This is a genomic window from Umezawaea endophytica (assembly GCF_025061645.1).
In the GTDB taxonomy this organism is placed as follows: Bacteria; Actinomycetota; Actinomycetes; order Mycobacteriales; family Pseudonocardiaceae; genus Umezawaea; species Umezawaea endophytica.
On sequence record NZ_JANYMP010000015.1, the window covers coordinates 160222 to 182879 of the forward strand.

General features: G+C 69.9%; 22 protein-coding genes and 1 pseudogene. 14 read left to right on the plus strand and 9 right to left on the minus strand.

All coding sequences use genetic code 11. The features are described from left to right. Window positions 1-23: 23 nt before the first annotated feature. Window positions 24-1013: an NAD-dependent epimerase/dehydratase family protein gene (locus NZH93_RS28795; RefSeq protein WP_259626363.1), complete on the minus strand. Its 990-nt coding sequence runs from the start codon at window positions 1011-1013 to the stop codon at window positions 24-26. A 238-nt stretch (window positions 1014-1251) separates the two neighbouring features. Here NZH93_RS28795 and NZH93_RS28800 point away from each other — a divergent pair, with 238 nt between their 5' ends. The 4 genes from NZH93_RS28800 (at window position 1252) to purL (ending at window position 4789) form a co-directional block, all read left to right on the plus strand. After that, window positions 1252-1374, plus strand: coding sequence for a hypothetical protein (locus tag NZH93_RS28800; RefSeq protein WP_259626364.1), 123 nt, complete (start codon window positions 1252-1254; stop codon window positions 1372-1374). Window positions 1375-1602: 228 nt separating this feature from the next. Further along, complete coding sequence (purS, locus tag NZH93_RS28805; protein ID WP_259626365.1) at window positions 1603-1842, plus strand: phosphoribosylformylglycinamidine synthase subunit PurS; 240 nt, start codon at window positions 1603-1605, stop codon at window positions 1840-1842. After that, window positions 1839-2516, plus strand: coding sequence for a phosphoribosylformylglycinamidine synthase subunit PurQ (purQ, locus tag NZH93_RS28810; protein ID WP_259626366.1), 678 nt, complete (start codon window positions 1839-1841; stop codon window positions 2514-2516). The genes purS and purQ overlap by 4 nt, the downstream gene beginning before the upstream one ends. Continuing rightward, window positions 2513-4789 (plus strand): phosphoribosylformylglycinamidine synthase subunit PurL, encoded by a 2277-nt coding sequence (gene purL, locus NZH93_RS28815; RefSeq protein WP_259626367.1) that lies wholly within the window; start codon window positions 2513-2515, stop codon window positions 4787-4789. The genes purQ and purL overlap by 4 nt, the downstream gene beginning before the upstream one ends. Before the next feature lie 45 nt (window positions 4790-4834). Here purL and NZH93_RS28820 read toward each other — a convergent pair whose 3' ends face one another. From NZH93_RS28820 to NZH93_RS28835, 4 genes are all read right to left on the minus strand, one after another. Then, window positions 4835-5638 carry a lysozyme gene (locus tag NZH93_RS28820; protein ID WP_372506903.1) on the minus strand — a complete coding sequence of 268 codons (804 nt, stop codon included), beginning with the start codon at window positions 5636-5638 and terminating at the stop codon, window positions 4835-4837. Between the two features lie 110 nt (window positions 5639-5748). Next, window positions 5749-6366, minus strand: coding sequence for a GH25 family lysozyme (locus NZH93_RS28825; RefSeq protein ID WP_308214250.1), 618 nt, complete (start codon window positions 6364-6366; stop codon window positions 5749-5751). 9 nt (window positions 6367-6375) lie between these two features. Continuing rightward, window positions 6376-7200, minus strand: coding sequence for a lysozyme (locus NZH93_RS28830; RefSeq protein WP_372506904.1), 825 nt, complete (start codon window positions 7198-7200; stop codon window positions 6376-6378). 127 nt (window positions 7201-7327) lie between these two features. Beyond that, the gene (locus NZH93_RS28835) at window positions 7328-8182 is read right to left on the minus strand and encodes an aldo/keto reductase (protein WP_259626368.1); all 855 of its coding nucleotides are present in this window, start codon (window positions 8180-8182) and stop codon (window positions 7328-7330) included. A 103-nt stretch (window positions 8183-8285) separates the two neighbouring features. Here NZH93_RS28835 and NZH93_RS28840 point away from each other — a divergent pair. Further along, window positions 8286-9074: pseudogene (locus NZH93_RS28840) on the plus strand (LysR substrate-binding domain-containing protein); the annotation flags it as partial. Here the strand turns inward: NZH93_RS28840 and NZH93_RS28845 are convergent. Further along, the gene (locus NZH93_RS28845; protein WP_259626369.1) at window positions 8958-10052 is read right to left on the minus strand and encodes a pentapeptide repeat-containing protein; all 1095 of its coding nucleotides are present in this window, start codon (window positions 10050-10052) and stop codon (window positions 8958-8960) included. The pseudogene NZH93_RS28840 and the gene NZH93_RS28845 sit on opposite strands and share 117 nt — an antisense overlap. Before the next feature lie 2 nt (window positions 10053-10054). Then, the gene (locus tag NZH93_RS28850; RefSeq protein WP_259626370.1) at window positions 10055-11161 is read right to left on the minus strand and encodes a pentapeptide repeat-containing protein; all 1107 of its coding nucleotides are present in this window, start codon (window positions 11159-11161) and stop codon (window positions 10055-10057) included. Window positions 11162-11268: 107 nt separating this feature from the next. Between NZH93_RS28850 and NZH93_RS28855 the strand changes: the two genes are divergently transcribed. Together NZH93_RS28855 and NZH93_RS28860 are read left to right on the plus strand one after the other, a co-directional pair. After that, window positions 11269-12105 (plus strand): SAM-dependent methyltransferase, encoded by an 837-nt coding sequence (locus NZH93_RS28855; RefSeq protein WP_259626371.1) that lies wholly within the window; start codon window positions 11269-11271, stop codon window positions 12103-12105. Window positions 12106-12166: 61 nt separating this feature from the next. Beyond that, window positions 12167-14338, plus strand: coding sequence for a putative bifunctional diguanylate cyclase/phosphodiesterase (locus NZH93_RS28860; RefSeq protein ID WP_259626372.1), 2172 nt, complete (start codon window positions 12167-12169; stop codon window positions 14336-14338). Between the two features lie 73 nt (window positions 14339-14411). Here NZH93_RS28860 and NZH93_RS28865 read toward each other — a convergent pair whose 3' ends face one another. Further along, window positions 14412-14822 carry a MarR family winged helix-turn-helix transcriptional regulator gene (locus NZH93_RS28865; protein WP_308214251.1) on the minus strand — a complete coding sequence of 137 codons (411 nt, stop codon included), beginning with the start codon at window positions 14820-14822 and terminating at the stop codon, window positions 14412-14414. Between the two features lie 54 nt (window positions 14823-14876). Between NZH93_RS28865 and NZH93_RS28870 the strand changes: the two genes are divergently transcribed. Next, window positions 14877-15614: an alpha/beta fold hydrolase gene (locus NZH93_RS28870; protein ID WP_259626373.1), complete on the plus strand. Its 738-nt coding sequence runs from the start codon at window positions 14877-14879 to the stop codon at window positions 15612-15614. Here the strand turns inward: NZH93_RS28870 and NZH93_RS28875 are convergent. Then, window positions 15599-16159: a hypothetical protein gene (locus tag NZH93_RS28875; RefSeq protein WP_259626374.1), complete on the minus strand. Its 561-nt coding sequence runs from the start codon at window positions 16157-16159 to the stop codon at window positions 15599-15601. The genes NZH93_RS28870 and NZH93_RS28875 overlap by 16 nt on opposite strands. Window positions 16160-16263: 104 nt before the next feature. Here NZH93_RS28875 and NZH93_RS28880 point away from each other — a divergent pair, with 104 nt between their 5' ends. The 6 genes from NZH93_RS28880 (at window position 16264) to NZH93_RS28905 (ending at window position 22528) form a co-directional block, all read left to right on the plus strand. Then, the gene (locus NZH93_RS28880; protein ID WP_259626375.1) at window positions 16264-18123 is read left to right on the plus strand and encodes a glycoside hydrolase family 15 protein; all 1860 of its coding nucleotides are present in this window, start codon (window positions 16264-16266) and stop codon (window positions 18121-18123) included. Next, window positions 18120-19145, plus strand: coding sequence for a glucose 1-dehydrogenase (locus tag NZH93_RS28885; protein WP_259626376.1), 1026 nt, complete (start codon window positions 18120-18122; stop codon window positions 19143-19145). The genes NZH93_RS28880 and NZH93_RS28885 overlap by 4 nt, the downstream gene beginning before the upstream one ends. Window positions 19146-19223: 78 nt before the next feature. Further along, window positions 19224-19817, plus strand: a complete 594-nt coding sequence (locus NZH93_RS28890; RefSeq protein ID WP_259626377.1) for a DUF3558 domain-containing protein — start codon at window positions 19224-19226, stop codon at window positions 19815-19817. Between the two features lie 121 nt (window positions 19818-19938). Next, window positions 19939-20328, plus strand: coding sequence for a transcriptional regulator (locus NZH93_RS28895; RefSeq protein WP_259626378.1), 390 nt, complete (start codon window positions 19939-19941; stop codon window positions 20326-20328). A gap of 41 nt (window positions 20329-20369) precedes the next feature. After that, on the plus strand, window positions 20370-21725 hold the full coding sequence (locus NZH93_RS28900; protein WP_259626379.1) for a PPE domain-containing protein: 1356 nt from the start codon (window positions 20370-20372) through the stop codon (window positions 21723-21725). Further along, entirely contained in the window at window positions 21722-22528 is an 807-nt protein-coding gene (locus tag NZH93_RS28905) for an ESX secretion-associated protein EspG (RefSeq protein WP_259626380.1), read from the plus strand. Before NZH93_RS28900 ends, NZH93_RS28905 begins: the two co-directional genes overlap by 4 nt. The last annotated feature ends 130 nt before the right edge of the window (window positions 22529-22658 follow it).

The window sequence follows — 22658 nt, forward strand, 5'->3', positions numbered from 1 at the left end:
TTCTCCCGCGCCGAATCTCCTGGTCAGAGAGCTGACAGCAGCTCGTACTCCTCGTCGGGCGTCAGACCGGCCCGCCGCACCCGGTCGATCCCCAGCTCCAGCTCGTACGCGAGCGCGTCCTTCGCCGTCTCCCCGACGGGCCGCACCCGCAGTCCGGCGGCCATCGCGGGCCGGGCGTCGCGGAACATCATCGCCATGTGCGACTCGGTCAGCCACAGCGGCAGCGACCGCGGCCCCGCCCACGGCGCGATCTTCAACCGGTCCAACACCTCCAGCGGCACGCGCACAAGCTGCGTGCCGGGGGGCGCCACCGCGCCCGCGATCTCGCCGAGGAAGAAGCTCAACGGCTCCGACGGCCCGGTGCCGTCGAACGTCCCCACCAGCCGGTTCTCCGCCGCGTCCACGATCCACGCCGCCAGGTCCCGCACGTCGACGTGCGACGCCGCCTGGTCCGGCGAGTCCGGCACCGCGACCTGCCCGCCCTGCGACATCCGCGCGGGCCAGTACCCGAACCGGTCACTCGGATCACCCGGCCCGGTGATCAACCCGGCCCGCAGGATGAACGCCCGGTCCTCGAGCTGGTCGAGCACGGCGTGCTCGCTGGCCACCTTCACCGACCCGTACCGGTTCGCGTCGAACGGCGCCCTCGGGTCGTCCTCCAGCGGCGGCAACGTCGGCGACTGCACGGTCTGACCAGCGGACGAGTGGTCGCGGTACACGGAGCAGCTCGACACGAACGTCCAGTGGTCCGTGCTGCCCGCCAGGACGTGCAGCGCTTCGCGCACCCAGTTCACCGACATCTTCGCGACGTCGACGACGGCGTCGAACTGCTCGCCCCGCAGCACCTCGAGCCCACCCGGCTGATCCCGGTCGACCACGACGAGCTCCGCCCCATCGGGCACGGCCCCGGACGCCCCACGTGCCGCGCACACAACCTCGTGGTCGCGACGCACCGCCTCCGCCGCCACCGCCTTGCTGAGGAAGACGGTTCCACCCAGCACCAGGATTCGCATACTCGTAACAGTGACGACCCGAACGGGGTTCCGCCACCGGTCTCGCAGAGGGCGAACACCCCGACCAGGTGATTTACGCCAAAGTAAGCGCGTGATGGCCGTAAGTGATCTTCGAGAAACTTGCGAAGAGGGCAACGAAACCGCAGACCTGCGGACCACCGGTCAAAACGCCCGAAACACCGCTCGTGCGAGTGGGTGATCCTCCAGTGCACCCGCATGCCCGCCGATGGTGATCACCGTGAATCTGCACGCGTTCGTCGACGAATCCCGCCGCAACGACCGGTCGTGGGGTGGTGAATGGCGCAGGCGCGCCATGCCCTTGGTGGCCAGGGAGGTGAACCTCGACACCTGGTCCGGATAGCGCGAAGCGCGGCTGCCGACCGTCCGGACGGTAACCGCGCTCACTTCCTCGGCCCCTCATGGGCCTCGGCTCCTCAAAAATACATCCCGGCTTCCGCCGATCAAGCGAAGTAACCCAAAGGTGTGATGACCTGGCGGTGTGTGGTCCAGCGCACCCGTGACCGGGGTGAACGCGCAGGTCAGGTAACCTACAGCCATCCCCCGCCCTCGTAACAGGGAGCAGCCTGCTGTGGCTCGTGTCGTTGTCGACGTCATGCCGAAGCCCGAGATCCTCGACCCGCAAGGCCAGGCGGTGGCGAATGCGCTGCCCCGGCTGGGTTTCGAGGGGATCACCAGTGTCCGCCAGGGCAAGCACTTCGAGTTGGAGGTCGACGACTCCGTCGACGACGCCGCGCTGGAGAAGATCGCCGAGACCTTCCTCGCGAACCCGGTCATCGAGGACTGGGTGGTTCGGCGGGTCGGCGCATGAGCGTTCGCGTTGGGGTGATCACGTTCCCCGGCACGCTGGACGACGTGGACGCCGCTCGTGCGGCCCGGTACGCCGAGGCCGAGGCGGTGCCGCTGTGGCACGGTGACCCGGACCTCAAGGGCGTCGACGCGGTGATCGTGCCGGGCGGGTTCTCCTACGGCGACTACCTGCGCTGCGGCGCCATCGCGCGGTTCGCGCCGGTGATGGGGTCCGTCATCGAGGCCGCGGGCAAGGGCATGCCGGTCCTGGGGATCTGCAACGGTTTCCAGATCCTGTGCGAGGCGGGTCTCCTGCCCGGCGCGCTGATCCGGAACTCCGGGCTGCACTTCGTCTGCAAGGACCAGTGGCTCAAGGTGGAGAACAACACCACGGCTTGGTCGTCCCGGTACGAGAAGGGCGCCGAGATCCTGGTTCCCCTCAAGTCGGGCGAGGGCGGCTACCAGGCCACCCAGTCCACTGTGGACGAACTGGAGGGTGAGGGTCGCGTGGTGTTCCGCTACGTCGGCGACAACCCCAACGGTTCACGCAACAACATCGCGGGCATCACGAGCGCGAACGGTCGGGTCGTCGGCCTCATGCCGCACCCGGAGCACGCGATCGACGCGCTGACCGGCCCCACGGACGACGGACTGGGCATGTTCCTCAGCCTCATGGATGCGGTGGTGAACGCATGAGCATCGACACCGTCAAGAACGCCGAGACCACGCCCGACCAGGAGCAGCCGTTCCGGGAGTTGGGCCTCAAGGACGACGAGTACGCGCGCATCCGCGAGATCCTCGGCCGCAGGCCGACGGACGCGGAACTGGCGATGTACTCGATCATGTGGAGCGAGCACTGCTCCTACAAGTCGTCGAAGGTGCACTTCCGGCACTTCAGCGAGTCGCTGACGGACGAGATGCGCGCCAAGATGCTCGCGGGCATCGGCGAGAACGCGGGCGTCGTCGACATCGGCGACGGCTGGGCCATCACGTTCAAGGTCGAGTCGCACAACCACCCGTCCTACGTCGAGCCGTACCAGGGCGCGGCGACGGGCGTCGGCGGCATCGTGCGCGACATCATCGCGATGGGCGCGCGCCCGCTGGCGGTCATGGACTCGCTGCGCTTCGGCAAGGCGGACGCCCCGGACACGCGCCGGGTGCTGCCCGGTGTCGTCGCGGGCGTCGGCGGCTACGGCAACTGCCTCGGCCTGCCGAACATCGGCGGCGAGGTCGTGTTCGACGAGTCGTACGCGGGCAACCCGCTGGTGAACGCCCTGTGCGTGGGCGTGCTCCGCGTCGAGGACCTGCACCTGGCGCACGCGTCCGGCGCGGGCAACAAGATCATCCTGTTCGGTGCGCGCACCGGGCTGGACGGCATCGGCGGCGTGTCCGTCCTCGCGAGCGACACGTTCGCGGGCGACGACGGCAGCGGCAAGCGCAAGAAGCTGCCCGCCGTGCAGGTCGGCGACCCGTTCACCGAGAAGGTGCTGATCGAGTGCTGCCTGGAGCTGTTCCAGCAGGGCATCGTCGTCGGCATCCAGGACCTCGGCGGCGCCGGGCTCTCCTGCGCCACCTCGGAACTCGCCAGCGCCGGTGACGGCGGCATGCACGTCTACCTGGAGCGGGTCCCGCTGCGGGCGACCGGCATGACCCCGGCCGAGATCCTGTCGAGCGAGTCGCAGGAACGCATGTGCGCGGTCGTGGCGCCGGAGAACGTCGACGCGTTCATGGCCGTGTGCGCGAAGTGGGACGTCATCGCCTCCGAGATCGGCGAGGTCACCGAGGGCGAACGCCTGGTGATCACGTGGAACGACGAGGTCGTCGTGGACGTGCCGCCGCGCACCGTGGCGCACGAGGGCCCGGTGTACAACCGGCCCATCGAGCGCCCGGCGGACCAGGACGCGCTGATCGCCAACGGCCCGGAGTCGCTGGCCCGGCCGACCGCGGCCGCGGACATCCTCAAGACCATCGTCACCATGGCCGCGTCGCCGAACCTGGCGTCCCGCCGCTGGGTCACGCAGCAGTACGACCGCTACGTGCGCGGTGGCACGGTCCTGGCGCAGCCGTCGGACGCGGGCATGATCCGCATCGACGAGGAGACCAACCGCGGCATCGCGCTGGCCACCGACTGCAACGGCCGCTTCACCAAGCTGGACCCGTACGCCGGCGCGCAGCTCGCGCTGGCCGAGGCCTACCGGAACGTGTCAGTCAGCGGCGCGACGCCCATCGCGGTGTCGGACTGCCTGAACTTCGGCTCGCCGGAGGACCCGGCCGTGATGTGGCAGTTCGAGCAGGCCATCAGGGGCATCGCCGACGGCTGCCGCGAACTGGGCATCCCGGTGACGGGCGGCAACGTCAGCTTCTACAACCAGACCGGCAGCACGGCGATCCTGCCGACGCCGGTCATCGGCGTGCTGGGCGTGATCGACGACGTGCGTCGCCGCATCCCGACCGGCATCGGCGCGGAAGCGGGCGAGACCCTGCTGCTGCTGGGCGACACCCGAGACGAGTTCGGCGGCTCCGAGTGGGCGCACGTCGTGCACGGCCACCTGGGCGGCACGCCGCCGAAGGTCGACCTGGCACGGGAACGCCTGCTCGGCGAGGTGCTGCTGGCCGGGTCGCGCGACGGCATGGTGTCCGCCGCGCACGACCTGTCCGACGGTGGTCTGGCCCAGGCGCTCGTCGAGGCCTGCCTGATCGGCGAGACCGGCGCGCGGGTGTTCCTGGACAGCGACCAGGACGCGTTCACGCAGCTCTTCAGCGAGTCCGCGGGCCGCGTGCTCGTGGCCGTGCCGCGCAGCGAGGAACTGCGGTTCACCGACATGTGCACCGCGCGGCAGTTGCCGTGGCGCAAGGTCGGCGTCGTCGACCCGGAGTCCGAGTCCCTGGAGATCCAGGACCTCGGCCAGCTCCAGCTCGGCGAACTCCGCGCCGCCTGGGAAGGCACCCTTCCCGCGCTGTTCGACTAGGAACGCGGTGGTGGGGAGGCTTTCCGAAGCCTCCCCACCCCGGCGTCAGCCGTTGGCCAGCGCCTGGAGGCGGTCGTAGCCGCCGTTGAACCGGTTCTGGTCGATCGGCGTCGACGAGTACTGCCAGAACGTGTGGAACTCCCAGTCGAACGGGAGCGCGCCGGGCGCGGAGGCGTACCTGGCCACCCACAACGGGTTCGTGGTCTTGAAGCTGCCGCCGACGCACTGGTTCCACCAGCTCGCGGACGTGTAGATGACCGGGAACACGCCGGTCCGCGCGCGGTAGGTGTCGCTGAAGGCGAGCACCCAGGCCGTCATGGCGGCCTGCGACAGGCCGTAGCAGGTGCCGCCGTAGGGGTTGTACTCCATGTCCAGCGCGCCCGGCAGGGTTCGGCCGTCCGCCGACCAGCCGCCGCCGTTGGCGAGGAAGTACTCGGCCTGCGCCTCGCCGCTCGACTGGTTGGGCAGGGCGAAGTGGTAGGCGCCGCGGATCATGCCGACCTCGTACGAGCCGTCGTACTGCTGGGCGAAGTACGGGTTCCGGTACCCGGTGCTCTCGGTGGCCTTGACGTACGCGAACCGCTTGCCCTGGTTCCAGTGCGCCGCCCAGTCGACGTTGCCCTGGTAGCTGCTGACGTCGATGCCCTCCACCGTTTCCAGGACCCCGTGGTCCTTGTCCGGCTTGACGTCGGCACCCTCACCGCCCTCGTGCTTCCGGATCTGCGACCCCATCGAGTGGTTCTGCGTCGCGGGATCGGGGGCGGGGCCGCCGTCGACCGGGATTCGCGCCGTGACCAGCGAACCTGTTGGCGTCGGCAGGGCTCGTTCTTCGCGTGGGACTGTCTTCATCTCGGACTCCTTGAGCCTGTGCAGGGGCGGAGAGTCGAGCTGCGAGTGTCCTGCACTCGGTGACGCGGTGGCCAGCTCTCCGGTGATCGGGTTGCCGGACGGCCGCTCGGCTAATCCCCCACCAGCGCCAGCAGGCGGTCCCGCGGACCCCGTTCCACGGTCGGCGACGGCCGGTGCCACACCGGGTAGACGCCCCGGCCGCGGGGGAACGCCCCTGGTGTGGCCGAGTGCATGTCCACCCGCAGCGGGTTCACCGGGCCGGCTTCCGCGCCCGCGCACTGGGCCCACCAGACCGCCGACGTGTAGACCACCGGGTACCGACCGGTCCACTCCAGGTAGGTGTCGGCGAAGTCCAGCACCCAGTCGGACAGCGCGGCCCTCGTCAACCCGTAGCAGGCCTTGCCGTACGGGTTGAACTCCAGGTTCAGCGCGCCGGGCAGGGTCATGCCGTCGGCTTTCCAGGCCCCGCCGTTGTCCACGAAGAACTCGGCCTGGTCGGCGCCGCTCGACCGGTCCGGCAGCGCGAAGTGGTACGCGCCGCGGATCAGGCCGACGTCGAACGACTCGGCGTACTGGACGCCGAAACCGGGGTTCACGTGGTCGACGCCCTCGGTCGCGAGCACGTACGCGAACCTCTTGCCCTGCTGCCAGTGGCTCGTCCAGTCGGCCTCGGTCGGACCCTGCGCGCTCACGTCGACGCCGGACACCGCGTCGTCCCCCTGCCTCATGGTCCGCGGTCAGCCCATCACCAGGCGGACGAGCTGGTCGGCGTCGCCGTTGAACAGGTTCTGGTCGCCGGGGAACAGCCCGGCCGCCTCCCACTGCCAGATTGTCTGGTAGTCCCAGCCGACCGGCAGCGGGCCCAGTTCCTCGGCGTAGTGCGCGACCCACAGCGGGTTCGTCAGGCCGAAGTGGACGGTGCCGCCGACGCACCTGTTCCACCAGCTCGTCGACGTGTAGATCGTCGGGTACCGCTGGGTGCGTTCGAGCACCCGGTTGCTGAAGTCCAGCACCCACCGGGTCATCGCCGCCTGGTCGAGGCCGTAGCAGGTCTCGCCGTACGGGTTGTACTCCATGTCCATCGCGCCCGGCAGCGTCTTGCCGTCCACCGACCAGCCGCCGCCGTTGGACACGAAGAAGTCCGCCTGCTCGGTCCCACCGGACCGGTCCGGCAGCGCGAAGTGGTACGCGCCGCGGACCATCCCGATGTCGTAGGAGCCGTTGTACTGCTGGGTGAACTTCGGGTTCCGGTACCCGGTGCCCTCGGTCGCCTTGACGTAGGCGAACCGGGCGCCGTCGGCCCAGGACTGCTCCCAGTCCACGTCGCCCTGGTGGCTGCTCACGTCCATGCCCGGCACCTCGCCGAACGGCGCGAGCGAGCGGGCGGTCCTCGTCGTGCCCTCGTGCTTGGCGATCTGCGAGCCCGCGAAGTGCTCGGCGGACCCCTCGGGCAGCGGTGCGGCGGTCGTGCTCGGCGCGGGCGCGGCGGCGAGCGCGCCCGCCGCCGCGGTGATGACGCCGAGCCGGGCGGTCCAGGCGCGGAGTCGGGATCGGATGGCCACGGGACGCCCCCATTCGGTCGCAGATCATGGGCCGTACGGCCTAGATCCTCCGCCCGAATCGGGCGAACCGCACCCGATGATCACCCGAGTGGACCAGTCGAAGCGCACGTTCGGGGACGGCCCGCGCCTAGTCCAGGCGTGCGAACTCGGCGTCGGTCAACTCCACGTGGGTGGCCTCGGCCGAGCTGCGGATGCTCTCCGGCCGCGACGCGCCGGGGATCGGGATGACGACCGGCGCCTTGGCCAGCATCCAGGCGAGGCACACCTGCTGCGGGCTCGCGCCGTGCGCCTCGGCGACCTCGGCGAACGCCGTGTTCCGGTCGCCCAGTTCGCCCGCCTTGCCGATGCCGCCCAGCGGGCTCCACGGCAGGAACGCGATGCCCAGCTCGGCGCACAGCTCCAGCTCGGGTTCGCTCGACCGGAACGACGGGGAGAACTGGTTCTGCACGGCGGCGAGCCTGCCGCCGAGGACCTCATTGGCGAGCTCGATCTCGGCGGGGTTGAAGTTCGAGATGCCTGCCTGCTTGATCTTGCCCGCGTCGAGCAGCTCTGCCACCGCGCCGAACGAGTCGGCGATCGGGACGGTCGGGTCGGGCCGGTGGAACTGGTAGAGGTCGATCGCCTCGACGCCGAGCCGCTTGAGCGACGCGTCGCACGCCGACCGCAGGTACTCGGGGCTGCCGTTGAGGCCCCAGCCGCCGCCCGCGACCCTGGTGTGGCCGCCCTTCGTGGCCACGAGGACGCCGTCGGCCGCCGAGCCGAGGCTGCGAAGGGCTTCGGCGATCAGCTCCTCGTTGTGGCCGAAGTCCTGGTCGTCGAACGAGTAGGCGTCCGCGGTGTCGATCAGCGTCACGCCCGCCTCGACGGCGGCGCGGACCGTGCTCAGCGCTCGTTCGCGGTCGGGGCGGCCCTCGATGGACAGCGGCATGCCGCCGAGTCCGATCGCGCTGACCTCGACGTCGCCGATCCGGCGGGTGCGCATCAGGTGTACCTCCTGGGAGAAGTGGTGCCCCGAGTCTGCGCCGGAAGTATTAAGCTGTCCAACAGAACAGGCTGATGATATTCAGCAGTTTGGGTGATTAATCATGGAACTTCGTCAGCTCGAGTACTTCGTGGCGGTGGCCGAGGAGTGCCACTTCACCAGGGCGGCCAAACGCGTGCACGTCGCCCAATCGGGTCTGTCCGCGTCCATCCGGTCGCTGGAGACCGAGCTGGGCGCGCCCCTGTTCGTCCGCAGCACCAGGCAGGTCGAGCTGACCGAGGCGGGCCGTGCGCTGCTGGTCGAGGCCCGCCGGGCGCTCGGCTCGGTCGACGCCGCCCGCGACGCCGTCGCCGCCGTCCAGGGCCTGTTGCGCGGGTCGCTGTCCGTCGGCAGCCTCCAGTGCCTGCACGTCGTCCACCTGCCCGCCGTGCTGGCCGCGTTCCACGACTCGCACCCCGGCGTGGAGATCCGGCTCCGCCAGGGAGGCACCGCGGACCTCGTCGAGGAGGTCCGGGCGGGCCGGATCGACGTGGCGTTCGTGACCCGCTCGCCCGACCGGGACGTGCGGATGGCCAGCCTCGCCAGCGAACCGCTGGTGCTGGCGTGCGCGCCGGACCACCCGCTGGCCGGGCGGACCTCCGTCGCGCTGCCGGAACTGGCGGGCGAGTCCTTCGTGGACTTCAACGCCGGGTGGGGGACGCGGGACGTCGTCGACCGCACGCTCGCCGCGGCCGGGGTGGACCGGCGGGTCGGCGTGGAGGTCAACGACGTCCACTCACTGCTGGACTTCGTCGGGTTCGGACTCGGCGTCGCGCTCGTGCCGCAGTCGTTCTCGCTCAAGACGGAGCTGGTCCGGTTCGTCGGCCTGGACGGAGGTCCGGTCGCCGAGACCGTGGTCGTCACCGGTACGACCGTCAGCGCGGCCGCCAGGGCGCTGCTCGACCTGGTACGCCCCGGCTAGCCGCCAGCCCTCCGGCGGGGCGATCCGCATGCCGGTGCCCGGCTCGACGGTCAGCTCGCCCCGCACCGGCTTGGGCAGGTCGGTGCTGAGGTGCAGGAACGTGTCCACGACGGCGCCGCGGACGTCGAACTCGTCGTGGAACGTGGTGTCCTGCAACGACAGGCCGCCGCCGAACCGGGCCGAGTTGGCGGACGCGCGGCCGTGGAACACCGCCCCGGAGAACAGCGCGGGCTTGGACGCCTCCACCTCGTTGACCATGGTGATGCCGTAGAAATTGGCGCGCCGGGCGGTGAGCCGCCCGATCCGCCGCCCGGACAGCCGGAAGTACTCCAGGCTCGCCCCGGTCAGGTCCAGGTGGTACGCGACCGGGTCCTCGTCCGCGCCCCACGGCAGCATGTCGGTGATCAGCCGCTGGGCCGTGCGCCGGACCTCGCGCTCCCGGTCGTCGCGCGCCAGTTCCTCGTCGTTCGGCGTCCTCGGCTCCTTGTCCGGGTCGCCGGAGTGGTTCGAGTAGCTCCTGTGGTGGAACGGCCGCCGCAGGTACGCGCACAGCACGTCCAGCACGGTCTGCTTGTACCGCGGCGACGACGCGGTGAGGCCCGCCAGCGCGTGCATCGCGCCGACCCGCACCTGGTCGGCGTCGTGGCCGAGCATCTCCACCGACCGCGCGAACCGCTCGTCGGCGACCTTCTCGCTCTCCAGCTCGTGCCGCGCCTCCTCGGTGCGGCGCCTGCGGTCGTTGAGCCACAACGCGTACAGCGCCACGACCGCGCCACCCGCCAGCCCGCCGGTCTTGACCGCCTCGGCCTTGGACAGCTTCGGCTCCACCAGCAGCAGGACGACGACCGTCGCGGCGGTGACGGCGACGGCCGCCAGCACGCTCGCCAGCAGCATGAGTCGACCGCGCACCATCAGCTCCTCACCAGGCCGGTGCCGTCGGGGCGCTGGTCGACGACCCACCCGTCCGGCAGCCGGTTCTCGTGGTTCAGGGACACGACCATCGCGTTCGTGGTCGCCTCCTGCGGGACGGCGGTCCGCAGGTCGAGACCGCCGGTGAACTTGGTCCCGCTCATCTCGACCGGCTGGTCGAACACGGCCCCCTCGAAGGAGACCGGCCCGGAGAACTCGGTCCTGGTGAACTTCGCCGGTCCGTGGAAGCGGGTGTTCCGGAAGTCGACCCAGTCGTCGGTGGTGGCCACCTGGAACGACACCTTCCCGTGGAACACCATGTCGAGCAGGTGCAGCCGACCCTTGGTCGTGGACCCGCTGAGGAACACGTCGCCGTGCACGTGGGAGTGGTGCAGCGAGTTCGAGTAGTGGAACTCCGCGTCCCGCAGGATGAGCCGCCCGATCTGCCGGTTCGTCAGCTCCAGGAACGCCAGCGTGGCCTTCGACAGGTCCACCTCGTAGTGCGGGGCGTCGACGACGCCCACCTCGGGCAGCAGGTCGGCGATCAGCCGCTGGGCCGTGCGGCGCACCTGGAGCTCGGCCTCGTCGTGGTCGCCGTGCTCGTCGCCGAGCTCGAACGGCCGCCGCAGGTACGAGCAGACGATGTCCAGCACGGTCTGCGTGTACTCGGTGCGCGACCGGGCCAGGCCCGCCAGCGCGTGCAGCGCGCCGACCCGCACCTGGTCGGTGTCGTGCCCGAGCAGTTCCACGGCACGGGCGAACCGCTCGTCGGCGACCCGCGACCGGTCGTGCTCGGCGCGCTGGTTCTCCAGGTCCTGGCGCTCCTTCTCGATCTCCTGGCGCGCCTCCTCGGTGCGCCGCTTGCGGTCGTTGAGCCACAGCGCGTAGAGCGCGATCACCGAGCCGCCCGCGAGGCCGCCGGTCTTGATCGCCTCGTTCTTGGCGGCGTTGGGGTCGACGACGAAGAGCCAGCCGCTGACCAGGAGGAACGCGCCTATGGCGCCGACGATCGTCGGGGCGAGCATGTTGCGCTTCCCGTTGTACTTGACCACGGTCAACACCACCGCGACGGCGAGCACGACCGCTCCCGCGATCCAGAGGTACTTCACAAGTCCGGCATTCTCCAGTGCGGACGCCGTCGTTGTCCCCGGAACCGCGACCGTTCGTGCGGGCGGTGTGCCAACTCACCGCTGTGCACCATGATGGGGGACCATCGGTGTCGGCGAGGGGGGAGCACGTGGTCGAGCGGCCGGGCTGGGCGTCGGGTGACATAGACCTGGAGCGTCCGAGCGTCGCCCGCATCTACGACTACTTCCTCGGGGGCGCGCACAACTTCGCGGCGGACCGGGCCGTGGCGAACAGGACGCTGGAGGCCATGCCGGAGCTGCGCGGGGTGGTCCTGACCAACCGGGCGCTGCTGCGCCGGATGGTCCGCCACCTGCTGGACCTGGGGGTCCGCCAGTTCCTCGACCTCGGTTCCGGCATCCCGACCGCGGGCAACGTGCACGAGATCGCCCACCGGGTCGACCCCGCGGCGAAGGTCGTCTACGTGGACGTCGACGCGGTCGCCGTCGCGCACGGCAGGTCGCTCCTGCTGGAGGAGCCGAACGCGGTCGCGCTGCGGGCGGACGTCCGCGAGACGAAAACCGTGCTGGAGTCCGCAGAAGTGCGGTCGGTGCTGGACTTCGACCAGCCGGTCGCCATGCTGATGATCGCGCTGCTGCACTTCGTGCCGGACTCCGACGAACCGTGCCGGATCATCTCCGAGTACCTCGACCCGCTGGTCCCCGGCAGCTACCTGGGGATCTCGCACTCCGGTTTCGAGGAGGGCGAGGAGGGCGAGGGCGCCGCCGAGGCGCGCAGGACGTACAGCTCACAGGTCGCGCAGATGACCCACCGCACCACCGGCGAGATCACGTCCCTGTTCGGAGACCTGGAGGTCCTGGACCCCGGAGTGGTCCGAATGCCCTACTGGCACCCGGAGTCCCCGGACGACGTCGACGAGGCCTCGGCGCGCTTCCCCGGCTTCGCCGCGCTGGCGCGCAAGCGGTAATGGTCGACTCCAGTGGGCAACCGGCCGTATCCTCTGCGTTTGTGGTGGCAGGCCGACGAACATGACGGAACGGGTTGACCAGCGGGTGCCCAGCAGCCGATCGGAACTGGACCCGGCCCTGGTGGCCGGGGCCGAAGCGTTCGCGCGCACGTGGGCCACGGCGGTGATCGGCAGCAGCTACGTGCCGATGACCAGGGCCGAGGTGGCCGAGCACCTCCAGTCGCTGACGGAGGTGCTGGTCTCCGCGCTGTTCGCGAACCCGTTCCGCACCGCCCCCGGCTACGAGATCGGCTCGCGCCTGGTCGAGGCCCACTTCACCGGCACGGACACGCTGGGCCGGACCGTCCAGCTCCTCGGCGACGACCTGCTGACCGAACTCGGCATCGGCGTGGACAACCGCATGTCGTCCCGCCTGGCCGCACTCCAGGGCGCTCTCGCCGCCGGGTACGCGCGGGCGCTGCGCGAGCGGACGCTGGCCGAGCAGGAGGCCATCCGGGCCGCCGTGCTCGACGCCCGCGACCAGGCCGAAGCGGCGCTGCGGGCCAGCGAGGCCCGGTTCCGCGCGATGTTCACCGAGGCCGCGATCGGCATCGGCATCGCGGACATCGAAGGCCGGATCCTGGACGTGAACCAGGCGTTGCAGGACATGCTCGGGTTCAGCGTCGAGGAGATGCGGCAGTACAACATCCGCGACCTCATGCACCCGGAGGACAGCGGCAACGTCTGGCGGCTGTACGACCAGCTCATCGCGGGCGACTGCGACCACTACCGGGCCGAGAAGCGGTTCCACCGGGCCGACGGCGAGCAGGTGTGGACGCACCTGACGCTGTCGCTGGTGCGCGACGACCACGGTGAGCCGCAGTACCAGGTGGCGATGATCGAGGACGTGACCGACCGGCACCTGCTGCAGAACCGGCTGCGGTACCAGGCGCTGCACGACCCGTTGACCGGCTTGCCGAACCGGGCGCTGTTCCTGGAGCGGCTGGGGCGGGTGTTCGCGGCCGCGGCCGGGGTGCCCGGTCGGCGGGCCGGGCTCTGCTACCTGGACCTGGACGGGTTCAAGGTGATCAACGACAGCCTCGGGCACGACATCGGCGACCAGTTGCTGGTCGAGGTCGGGCGGCGGTTGGACCACTCGGTCTCCGGCGACGGGAAGCTCGTCGCGCGGATGGGCGGCGACGAGTTTGTGATCCTGGTGGAGGGATCGGAGAGCACCCAGGACATCGTGAACGTCGCCGATCGGGTGCTGCACGAGCTGGAAGCCCCGATCAAGATCGGCGGGCACGAGCTGACGGTGTCGGCGAGCATCGGGATCGTGGAGCGGCCGTTGGAGGGGACGACGGCCGCCGACCTGATGCGGGACGCGGACATCACGCTGTACTGGGCCAAGGCCGACGGGAAGTCCCGGTGGGCGCTGTACAACCCGGAGCGGAACGCTCGGGAGGTCGCGCGGTTCACGTTGTCGGCGACGATGCCCGCGGCGTTGGAGCGGGACGAGTTCTACGTCGACTACCAGCCGTTGGTGCGGTTGGCGGATAGTCGGATCACCGGTGTCGAGGCGTTGGTGAGGTGGCAGCACCCGGAGTTCGGGAGGTTGGCGCCTGATCGGTTCATCGAGTTGGCCGAGGAGACCGGGCTGATCGTGCCGCTCGGGCGGTGGGTGCTGCGGAAGGCCTGTCAGGAGGGGCGGCGGTGGCTGGAGGAGTTCGGTGACTCGGCGCCGTTCGTGAGTGTGAACCTGGCTGTGCGGCAGAGTCGGGATCCCGAGTTGGTGCGGGATGTGAAGCGTATTTTGGATGAGTGTGGGTTGCCGCCTCATCACTTGCAGTTGGAGTTGACGGAGAGCGCGATCATGGGGACCGCTGATGAGCCGTTGGAGGCTCTTCGGGCGTTGTCGGACATGGGCGTGCGGATTGCTATTGATGATTTTGGTACGGGGTATTCCAATCTTGCTTATTTGAAGCATTTGCCTGTGCATGAGTTGAAGATTGCCGGGTCGTTCATGGAGGGGCTGAGGGCGGCGGATGAGGAAGACGCCGTGGATGCTCAGATCGTGTCGACGTTGGTGCAGTTGGCTCATGCGTTGGGGCTTGGGGTTACTGCTGAAGGGGTGGAGACGCCTTCGCAGGCCAAGCGGTTGCATCGGATTGGGTGCGATACCGGGCAGGGGTGGTTCTTTGCTCGGCCTGGGCGGCCTGAGGATGTGGATCATTTGTTGCGTGGGGGGCTTTAGGTTCGGGGCGGTGGGTCCGGTGGGGGGCGGGTTGCGTACCGGGCTCTTGGTGGTGGGGTGGCCGGCGTGCTGTTTAGTGGGTCAAGAGTTTTGTTAGGATTTCGTCGAATTTTGTTAGCTCGGCTTCTGTTAGTGGGGATAGTGAGGCTGCGGCTACTTTGGTTACCAGTTTTGCGCCTTCTTTTTGTAGTTCTTGGCCGTGTTCTGTTAGGCGGTGTCGTATTGCTCTGCCTGGGCCTGGGATTCGTTCTATCAGGCCTCGGTTGATCATTCTGGTGGCTAGGGTGCCGAAGGCCTGGTCGCTTTGGAAGGTTAGTTGGGCCAGGTCGTGTAGTGAGGCTTCTGGGTTTTCGTGCAGGTGTCGTAGTGCGTCCCACTGGATGAGGCTTATGTCCAGTTTGGCCAGTTCTGCTGTTAGGGCGCGGTGGTGGCGCATCTGTAGGCGTTTGACTGACAGGGCTACCTGGTGTGGGGGTCTGGGCATGGGGGTAGGTTAGTCCACTTGTTTAGGTAAGGATGTTGATATAAGGTTGTTGATATGATCTCCTTTGAAGATCTTGGTGCTGGGCGTCCCTTTCTGTTGCTGCATGGTGGGGGTGGGCCTGGGACGGTGGCTGGGTTTGCTCGGTTGTTGGCTGCGCACGGGCGGGTGATCGCGCCTGTGCATCCTGGGTTCAACGGGACTGAGCGGGCCGATGGGCTGGTGACCATGCGTGGGCTTGCTGATCTCTACCTGGGGTTGCTCGAAGAATTGGATCTGCGGGATGTTGTCGTTGTCGGCAATTCCATGGGTGGGTGGATCGGTGCTGAGATGGCTGCGGCCGATACCGGGCGGATCAGTGGGTTGGTGCTGGTCAACTCTGTCGGGTTGGACGTGCCCGGTGAGCCGGTCGCCGACATCTTTCCGCTGTCGCCCGTCGAGTTGGCGAAGTTGAGCTTCCACGACCCGGCCAGGTTCGCGTTGGACCCGGCGACGTTGCCCGAGGCGCAGCGGGTGGTCATGGCGGCCAATCGGGCCGCGCTGGTCGTGTACGGCGCTGCTGGTATGACCGATCCGACGTTGCGCGATCGGTTGTCCGACATCGCTGTGCCCACGGTCGTGCTGTGGGGTGAGTCGGATGAGGTGGTGACCCCTGCCTACGGTCGGGAGTTCGCTGCCGCTGTTCCTGGTGCGTCGTTCCGGTTGCTTCCCGCTACCGGGCACGTGCCGCAGGTGGAGACGCCGGAGTTGTTGTTGGCGGCTGTGCTGGACTTCGTTGGTCAGACCGCCCAGTAGTCGTTGTCCGGCAGGCGCAGCCAGGTGTCGGGTGGGCCGGTGATGGAGCGGGCGTCCGTGGGTTTGAGGTCTACGTAGGCGAAGCAGTAGGCGATGGGGTGGAATTCGTAGAGGCGTTCCAGGAGTTGGGTGTTCTCCTCGTAGTCGTCGTCTGGGCCGCCGCCTGGGAAGAGGTCTGAGCCCAGCCAGACGCCGTCGGCGATGAGGCTGCCCTGGTGGCCGCTCTTGGGGTTGGCGTACATGCCGTAGCAGGTGGTGTTGATCGAGAGTTCGCTCATCACACCCGGCATGGAGGCGCCGTAGGCCCAGGGTTGGAACAGGACGCAGCCGCCGGGGACGGTGGTGGCGGCCAGGACGAAGACGTCCTCGGCTGTGGCGGCTTGTCGTGCGGCGGTGGGAGTTAGGGGTTCTGCCCGCAACCTGCGGATGGCCTCGGTGGTGTCGATCTCCGCCACGCAGGTCAGGCTGTAGCCGTCGTCCGGTAGGTCTCCCAGCGCGGCGATCAGGCGGTCGCGTTCGGTCTCGGCTGGTGTCTGGGCCGTCAATGGTCTCCCCAACTCGTGGACGGACGTCGAAACTACGCCGGTTCACCTTCGGGGTGGGGGTGTTCTGCCAGGCCCGTGCTCGGTGGTCCGGTTAGCCTCGCCAAGTGGCACATGACACGGGACCCGGTCGCATCGAGGACTACGCGTTGCTGTCCGACCTGCGCACGGCGGCGCTCGTCGGGCGGGACGGGTCGGTCGACTGGTTGTGCATGCCGCGCTTCGACTCGCCGTCGTGCTTCTCCCGGCTGCTCGGCACCGAGGACGACGGGCACTGGCGGATCGCGCCCACGGCGGAGGTGACGGCCGTGCGGCGTCGTTACCGGGACAACACGCTGGTGCTGGAGACGGAGTTCGACACCGCGGAGGGCACTGTTCGGCTGGTGGACACGATGCCGCCGGAGGCGACCGCCGACGACGCGGACACGCGGCTCGTGCGGGTGCTCGAAGGGGTGACCGGGTCGGTGGAGGTCCGGTTCCAGTGGGTGGTGCGCTTCGCCTACGGCGATTCGGTGCCGTGGGTGCGGCGGTCGTCCAGCGGTGGTGACGAGTGCGTGTTCGCGGTGGCCGGTCCGTCGGCGGTCGCGCTGTACGGGGATCGGCTGCCGTACCGGGTGCCGGGGAAACGGGCGCACGAGGCCGTGTTCACCGTGGACGAAGGTGACGTGCTGTCGTGGGTGATGGAGTTCTCGTACTCGCCGGAAACGCCGCCCGCCAAGGTGGATCCCGCCGACGAGGTGCGGCGGTCCGAGGTGTTCTGGCAGGACTGGGCGTGCGACCTCGGGTACCACGGGCCGCACGGGGACGTGGTGCGGCGGTCGCTGATCACGTTGAAGGGCCTCACGTACGCGCCGACCGGTGGCATCGTGGCGGCGCCGACGACGTCGCTGCCCGAGGTGTTCGGCGGCGAGCGGAACTGGGACTACCGCTACTGCTGGCTGCGGGACGCGACGCTGACCCTGTTGGCGCTGGACAACTTCGGCCGGTCCGGGGAGGCGGAGGCGTGGCGGCACTGGCTGCTGCGCGCGGTCGCCGGTGACCCGGCCGACCTCCAGATCATGTACGGCCTGTCCGGCGAGCGGCACCTCGTCGAGTGGGAGGCCGACTGGCTGCCCGGCTACCGGGGCGCGAAACCGGTGCGGATCGGCAACGCGGCGTACCGGCAGCTCCAGCTCGACGTGTACGGCGAGGTGATGGACGCGCTGCACCTGGCGCGGGAGCGGGGCATCGCGGAGTCCGCCGAGTCGTGGGCGATGCAGCGCGGCATGATCGGCCACCTCCGCAAGGTCTGGGACCAGCCGGACAAGGGCCTGTGGGAGGTTCGCGGTCCGGACCGGCACTTCACCCACTCGCGGGTCATGGTGTGGGTCGCGTTCGACCGGGCCGTGCGCGCGGTGGAGCAGCACGACCTGCCGGGGCCGGTGGAGGAGTGGCGCGAGCTGCGCGACGCCGTGCGCGCGGAGGTGCTGGCGAAGGGGTGGAACGCCGAGATCGGGGCGTTCACCCAGTTCTACGGCGGCACCGAGCTGGACGCCGCCACGCTGCTCATCCCGGCCGTCGGCTTCCTGCCCGGCGACGATCCCCGCGTGCTCGGCACGATCGAGGCGATCCGCCGGGGGTTGAAGCACGGCGACCTGGTCGACCGGTACGACACCGATCCCGGTGAGTCCGAAGTGGACGGCCTGAGCGGCGAGGAGGGTTCGTTCCTCGCCTGCTCGTTCTGGTTCGTGGACGCGCTCGCCCTGTCCGGGCAACGAGAAGAGGCGGTGGCGATGTTCGACCGACTGGTGGGACTGGTGAACGACGTGGGTCTGCTCGCCGAGGAGTACGACGCCCGCACGGGCCGGATGTCCGGGAACTTCCCGCAGGCGTTCAGCCACCTCGCGCTGGTGAACAGCGCGGCGGTGCTGTACGGCCAGGGCCACACGCGCGACGAGCGCGACCGCCGAGGCGGAGGAGACCGATGAGGGCCGCGTTCGTGGTGCCGGGCAAGCCGGAACTGGCCGAGGTCGTCGAGTGGGACGAGCCCGTGCCCGCCGACGGCGAGGTGCGGGTCGAGGGCCTGCTGGTCGGCATGTGCGGGACCGACGTGGAGATCGTGCGCGACGGCTTCGGCACGCCGCCGCCGGGCAAGACCGGGTTCGTGCTGTTCCACGAGTCGCTGGGCCGGGTCGTGGCCGCGCCGATGGGCGGTGACCTCGCACCCGGTGACCTCGTCGCGGGTGTAGTGCGGCGGCCGGACACCGTGCCGTGCTCCGCGTGCGCCGTGGACGCGTGGGACTTCTGCCAGAACGGGAAGTACACCGAGCGCGGCATCAAGGAGCTGGACGGCTACGGCATGCAGAAGTGGAGCGTTCCGCCGAAGTACGCGATCAAGCTGGACCCGACGCTCGGCGACCTCGGCGTGCTGACCGAGCCGACGTCCATCGTGGCGAAGGCGTGGGACCAGGCGCTGTTGAACTGCCGCCGCGCCCACCTGACCCCGAGGACCGTGCTGATCACCGGCGCGGGCCCGATCGGCCTGCTGGCGGCGATGCTGGCCGTGCAGCGCGGACTGGCCGTGCACGTGGTCGACCGGGCCACGTCCGGCCGCAAGCCCGACCTGGTGCGGGGGTTGGGCGCGACCTACCACTCCACTGTGGACACGGTGCCCGAGGTGGACGTCGCGATCGAGTGCACCGGCGTCGCCGAACTCGTCTGGGAGGCCGTGCGCCGCGCCGCGGTGACGGTGCTGACCGGCCTGTCCGGCGACCACGGGACGTTCCCCGCCGAACGCCTGGTGCTCGACGAACTGGTGCTGCACAACCGCTCCGTCGTCGGCTCGGTCAACGCGGGCCTCGCCGACTGGCACACGGCGGCCGACGCGCTTGCCGCCGCCGACCGCACCTGGCTCGGCGGCCTGATCACCCGCCGGGTGCCGCTCGACCGGTTCGTGGACGCGATGGAGCGGCAGCCCGACGACGTGAAGGTGGTCGTAGACCTGGCCTAGCGGTCGCCCGGACGGCGGGGCCGTCGCGGAATCCCGGATCGGCGTCGCCCGCGGTCCGGGATCCGCTACCTTGCCCCCATGAGCCACTGGCACCGCGTCGCGGCACTCGCCGCCGCCGTCGCCCTCCTCGCGGGCTGCTCGCAGAAGACCTCGGGCACCGCGTCCACGGGAGCGGCCGGGTCGAGCGGGCCCACGTCCGCGACGTCGAAGCCGTCGACCAGCGCGAAGCCGTCGGTCGAGCGGCCGAAGAAGGTCGATCTCACCGGTGTGGACTCCTGCTCCGTGCTCACCGACGCGCAGAAGCAGCAGTTCGACCTGACCGGGAAGCCGGGGCGGCTGCCGTACCCGACCCACCCCGAGGCGACCCTGTGCTCCATCGGGTCGAGCGACTTCTCCTACGGCCTCGCCGTCGCGGTCATCACGAGCGAGGGCATCGAGATGTACGCCCAGGGCGTCGAGTCCGGGAAGGCCGCCACGATGGTGGTCGGGAGCTTCCCCGCGGTCCTCAGCGAGTTCCCCGGCGCGCTGCCCGCCTGCTTCGTCGGTCTGGATGTCGCGGACGGCCAGTTGATCGAGGTTCAGGTCGACGGCTCGAAGCTGCCGATGGCCGAGCTCTGCGCCCGTGCCACGAACATCGCCGACGCGGTCATCCAGACGATCAGCGCCAGGTGACGAGTGTCTTAAGTAGAACTGCGCGAATACCAGCGGAACCGTCGCGTCGCGCCGTGCATCAGAGTTAAAGTCGTCTCAATTGCACTCACTGGGGTAAGTGCAGGACTGAGGAGGGTGTGCCGTGTTCATCGCGGATGGTGGTGGGGGCTCGTCGCAGCCCTCGGTCCCTGAGTACAGCGGTTCGAAGCAGGGGCTCAAGATCGAACCCTCGGCCATTCCCGCAGCTCGGAAGGTTTTCGAAGACGCGCTGACCGTGCTCGACAACCAGATCAGGGCGACCCGCGCCTCGCTCAAGGCGAAGCAGTGGGCGCTCGATCCGGTCAGCGCGGAGACGGCGGACAAGTTCAACGTCCGCACCTTCGAGGGCGGGGACACCGCCGCGACCGCCGCGATCCTGGCGTACCGCGAGCAGCTCAGCGGAGTTGTGACTCAGCTCACTCAGATCGAAGCCACCTACCGTCGGGTCGAGGGTGACAACGTCGCGTCCTGGGGGCGCATCAACCCGGCCTGACCCGGCCAGCCGCACGACCGCACCCGAGGGGGCGAAGGACCATGGGCGATCACCGCTGGCGCGGGTACACCCACGAAGAACTGCACACCATGATCAACGGCGGGCCTGGCGTTGCCGCTTCCATCCCGCTCGAAGATAGCTGGAAGGCCCTGTCGGAGACGCTGGGCCAGATCGACACGTCCATCCAGGACGGGCTGACCAAGGTCGGCGCGAGCTGGGAAGGCGCCTCGGCCGAGGCGGCCACCGCCGCGCTGTCGCCGCTCGCGGCGTGGGCGACCGACGCGGGCCAGGGCGCGGACACGATGAAGGCCTCGGCCCAGCTCCAGGGCGGCTACATCGCGGACGCGCGCAAGGAGATGCCCGAGCCGGTGATGGTGACCACCGAGGCGCCGTCGACGGGCGACAAGGTGCTCGGCGCGCTGACCGGGCCTGTCGGCATGCTGCACGTGATCAACCAGCAGAAGGACCACGAGGCCCAGGAAGCCGCTCAGGACAACGCTGAGCAGAAGGCCATCACGGTCATGAACAACTACCAGTCCAGCAGCGAGTGGAACAGCGACACGCTCGGCGAGTTCGTCCCGCCGCCGCAGGTCGTGATCGACACGCCGCCGCCGGGCGGCGCGGGCTCGTACAACAGCTCCAGCGCGAACTACAGCAGCACCGACTCGTCGGCGTACACGCCCAAGGGCGGCGACGGCACCACGTCGACGTCGTGGGCGCCGCCGCCGTCGAGCCCGCCCCCTGTCTCCCCGCCGCCGGTGTTCACCGGTGGTGGCGGTGGCGGCACGACGAACCCGACGTGGACGCCTCCGCCCGCGCAGCCGCCGGTGAACCTGCCGGTCCAGCCGACGCCCCCGCCTCCCGGCACCCCGCCGCCCGGTGGTTTCCCGCCGCCCGGCGCGGGTCCGGTCCGGCCGCCGTTCAAGGGCGGCCCGGTCCCGCCCGGTGGGCTCCGGCCCAGCGGTCCGGTCGGCCCCGGCGGTCGTCCGGTCCAGCCCGGCGGCTTCCGGCCCGGCGGTCCGGGTGGCCCCGGTGGTCCCGCCGGTGGTCCCGGTGGCACCAGCGGTTCGGGCGGTCCCGGTGGGCGCGGCGGCTTCGGCGGCGTGCCCGGCGGCCCCGGCCAGGGCATGGCGGGCGCGAACGGCCCCGGCGGGCAGTTCGCCGGTCGTCCCGGCGGTCCCGGTGGTCCTGGCGGCTTCGGTCCCGGTGGCGGCGCGAACGGCCCCGGCGGCCGTCCGGGCCAGGGTCCCGGCGGCGGTGCCGCGGGCGGTCGTGGGGGCGACGGCGAAGAGGACGGCGAGCACAAGATCGCGGACTACCTGGTGGAGACGGACGACGTGTTCGGCGACGACCGCCTCGTCGCTCCACCCGTGATCGGGGAGACACCGCAGCAGTGACGTACTTCGGGGGGCCGGTGGAGAGGGAACCCGTATCCCTCTCCACCGAGGAGTTCGACGTCGTGTGGGAGCACCTGCGACTGGGGCCGATGCCGCTCGTCATCAAGGTGCCCTCACCCGGCAAGACCGAGCGCGAACGCCGTGACCTGGAACAGCGGGTCTGGTACGCGCTGGAGTCCCGCGGGCTCGGGCGGCCGATCGGGCTGCACCCCGAACTCGACCAGTTGATCAGGATGTTCGTCCGCCCCCAGTTGGAGGTGGACGCCAGGGTGTGGGTCGGCAGGAGCGTCCGCGTGCTCGCCGTCGCGAACGGCGACGCGGGCGCGGTCGCCACGCTGTCCGGCGACCGGATCACGTTCCAGCGCGCGGCGGGGTCCGGTCTGCCGACCGCGGTCATCGCCGCGCTGCCGGAGCACCCGGCCGGGACGGGGCACTCGGTGACCATGCCGAGCGCCGACCTGGAGGCCGCCGTCCAGAAGTCCGACGGCACGCCCAAGAGCCTGGAGAACTCGCTCCGCGACCACGGTGTGCGGGACGAGGACGCGAAGACGCTGGTGAAGATGTTCACCAACCTGGTGCACACGGGGAACTTCGGCGCCGCGGCCCGCGACCGGTACGGCAAGCGCTGCCGCTTGGAGCGGGTGGTCGCGTTCTTCGACACCGAGGACGGGCGCTACCTCCAGCAGCGCCGCGCTTCGCCGGGTACCGAACCCTGGAGCACGTTCACCCCCACCGACCTGCGTAGGCTCAAGTTCCAGCTCGACGAACTGCTCGCGGAAGCCGTGCGCGGCGCGAAGGGCTGAGGTTCCGGGCCCGTGCCGCAGGAGTGCGACGGGCCCGGAACCACCTCCCGGCGCGGACGTGTCCGTTGTGGACGGTGCCGGGAAACGTGACGAGGCGCGACCTCCGCCGCCGTCCCGACTAGCCTGGACG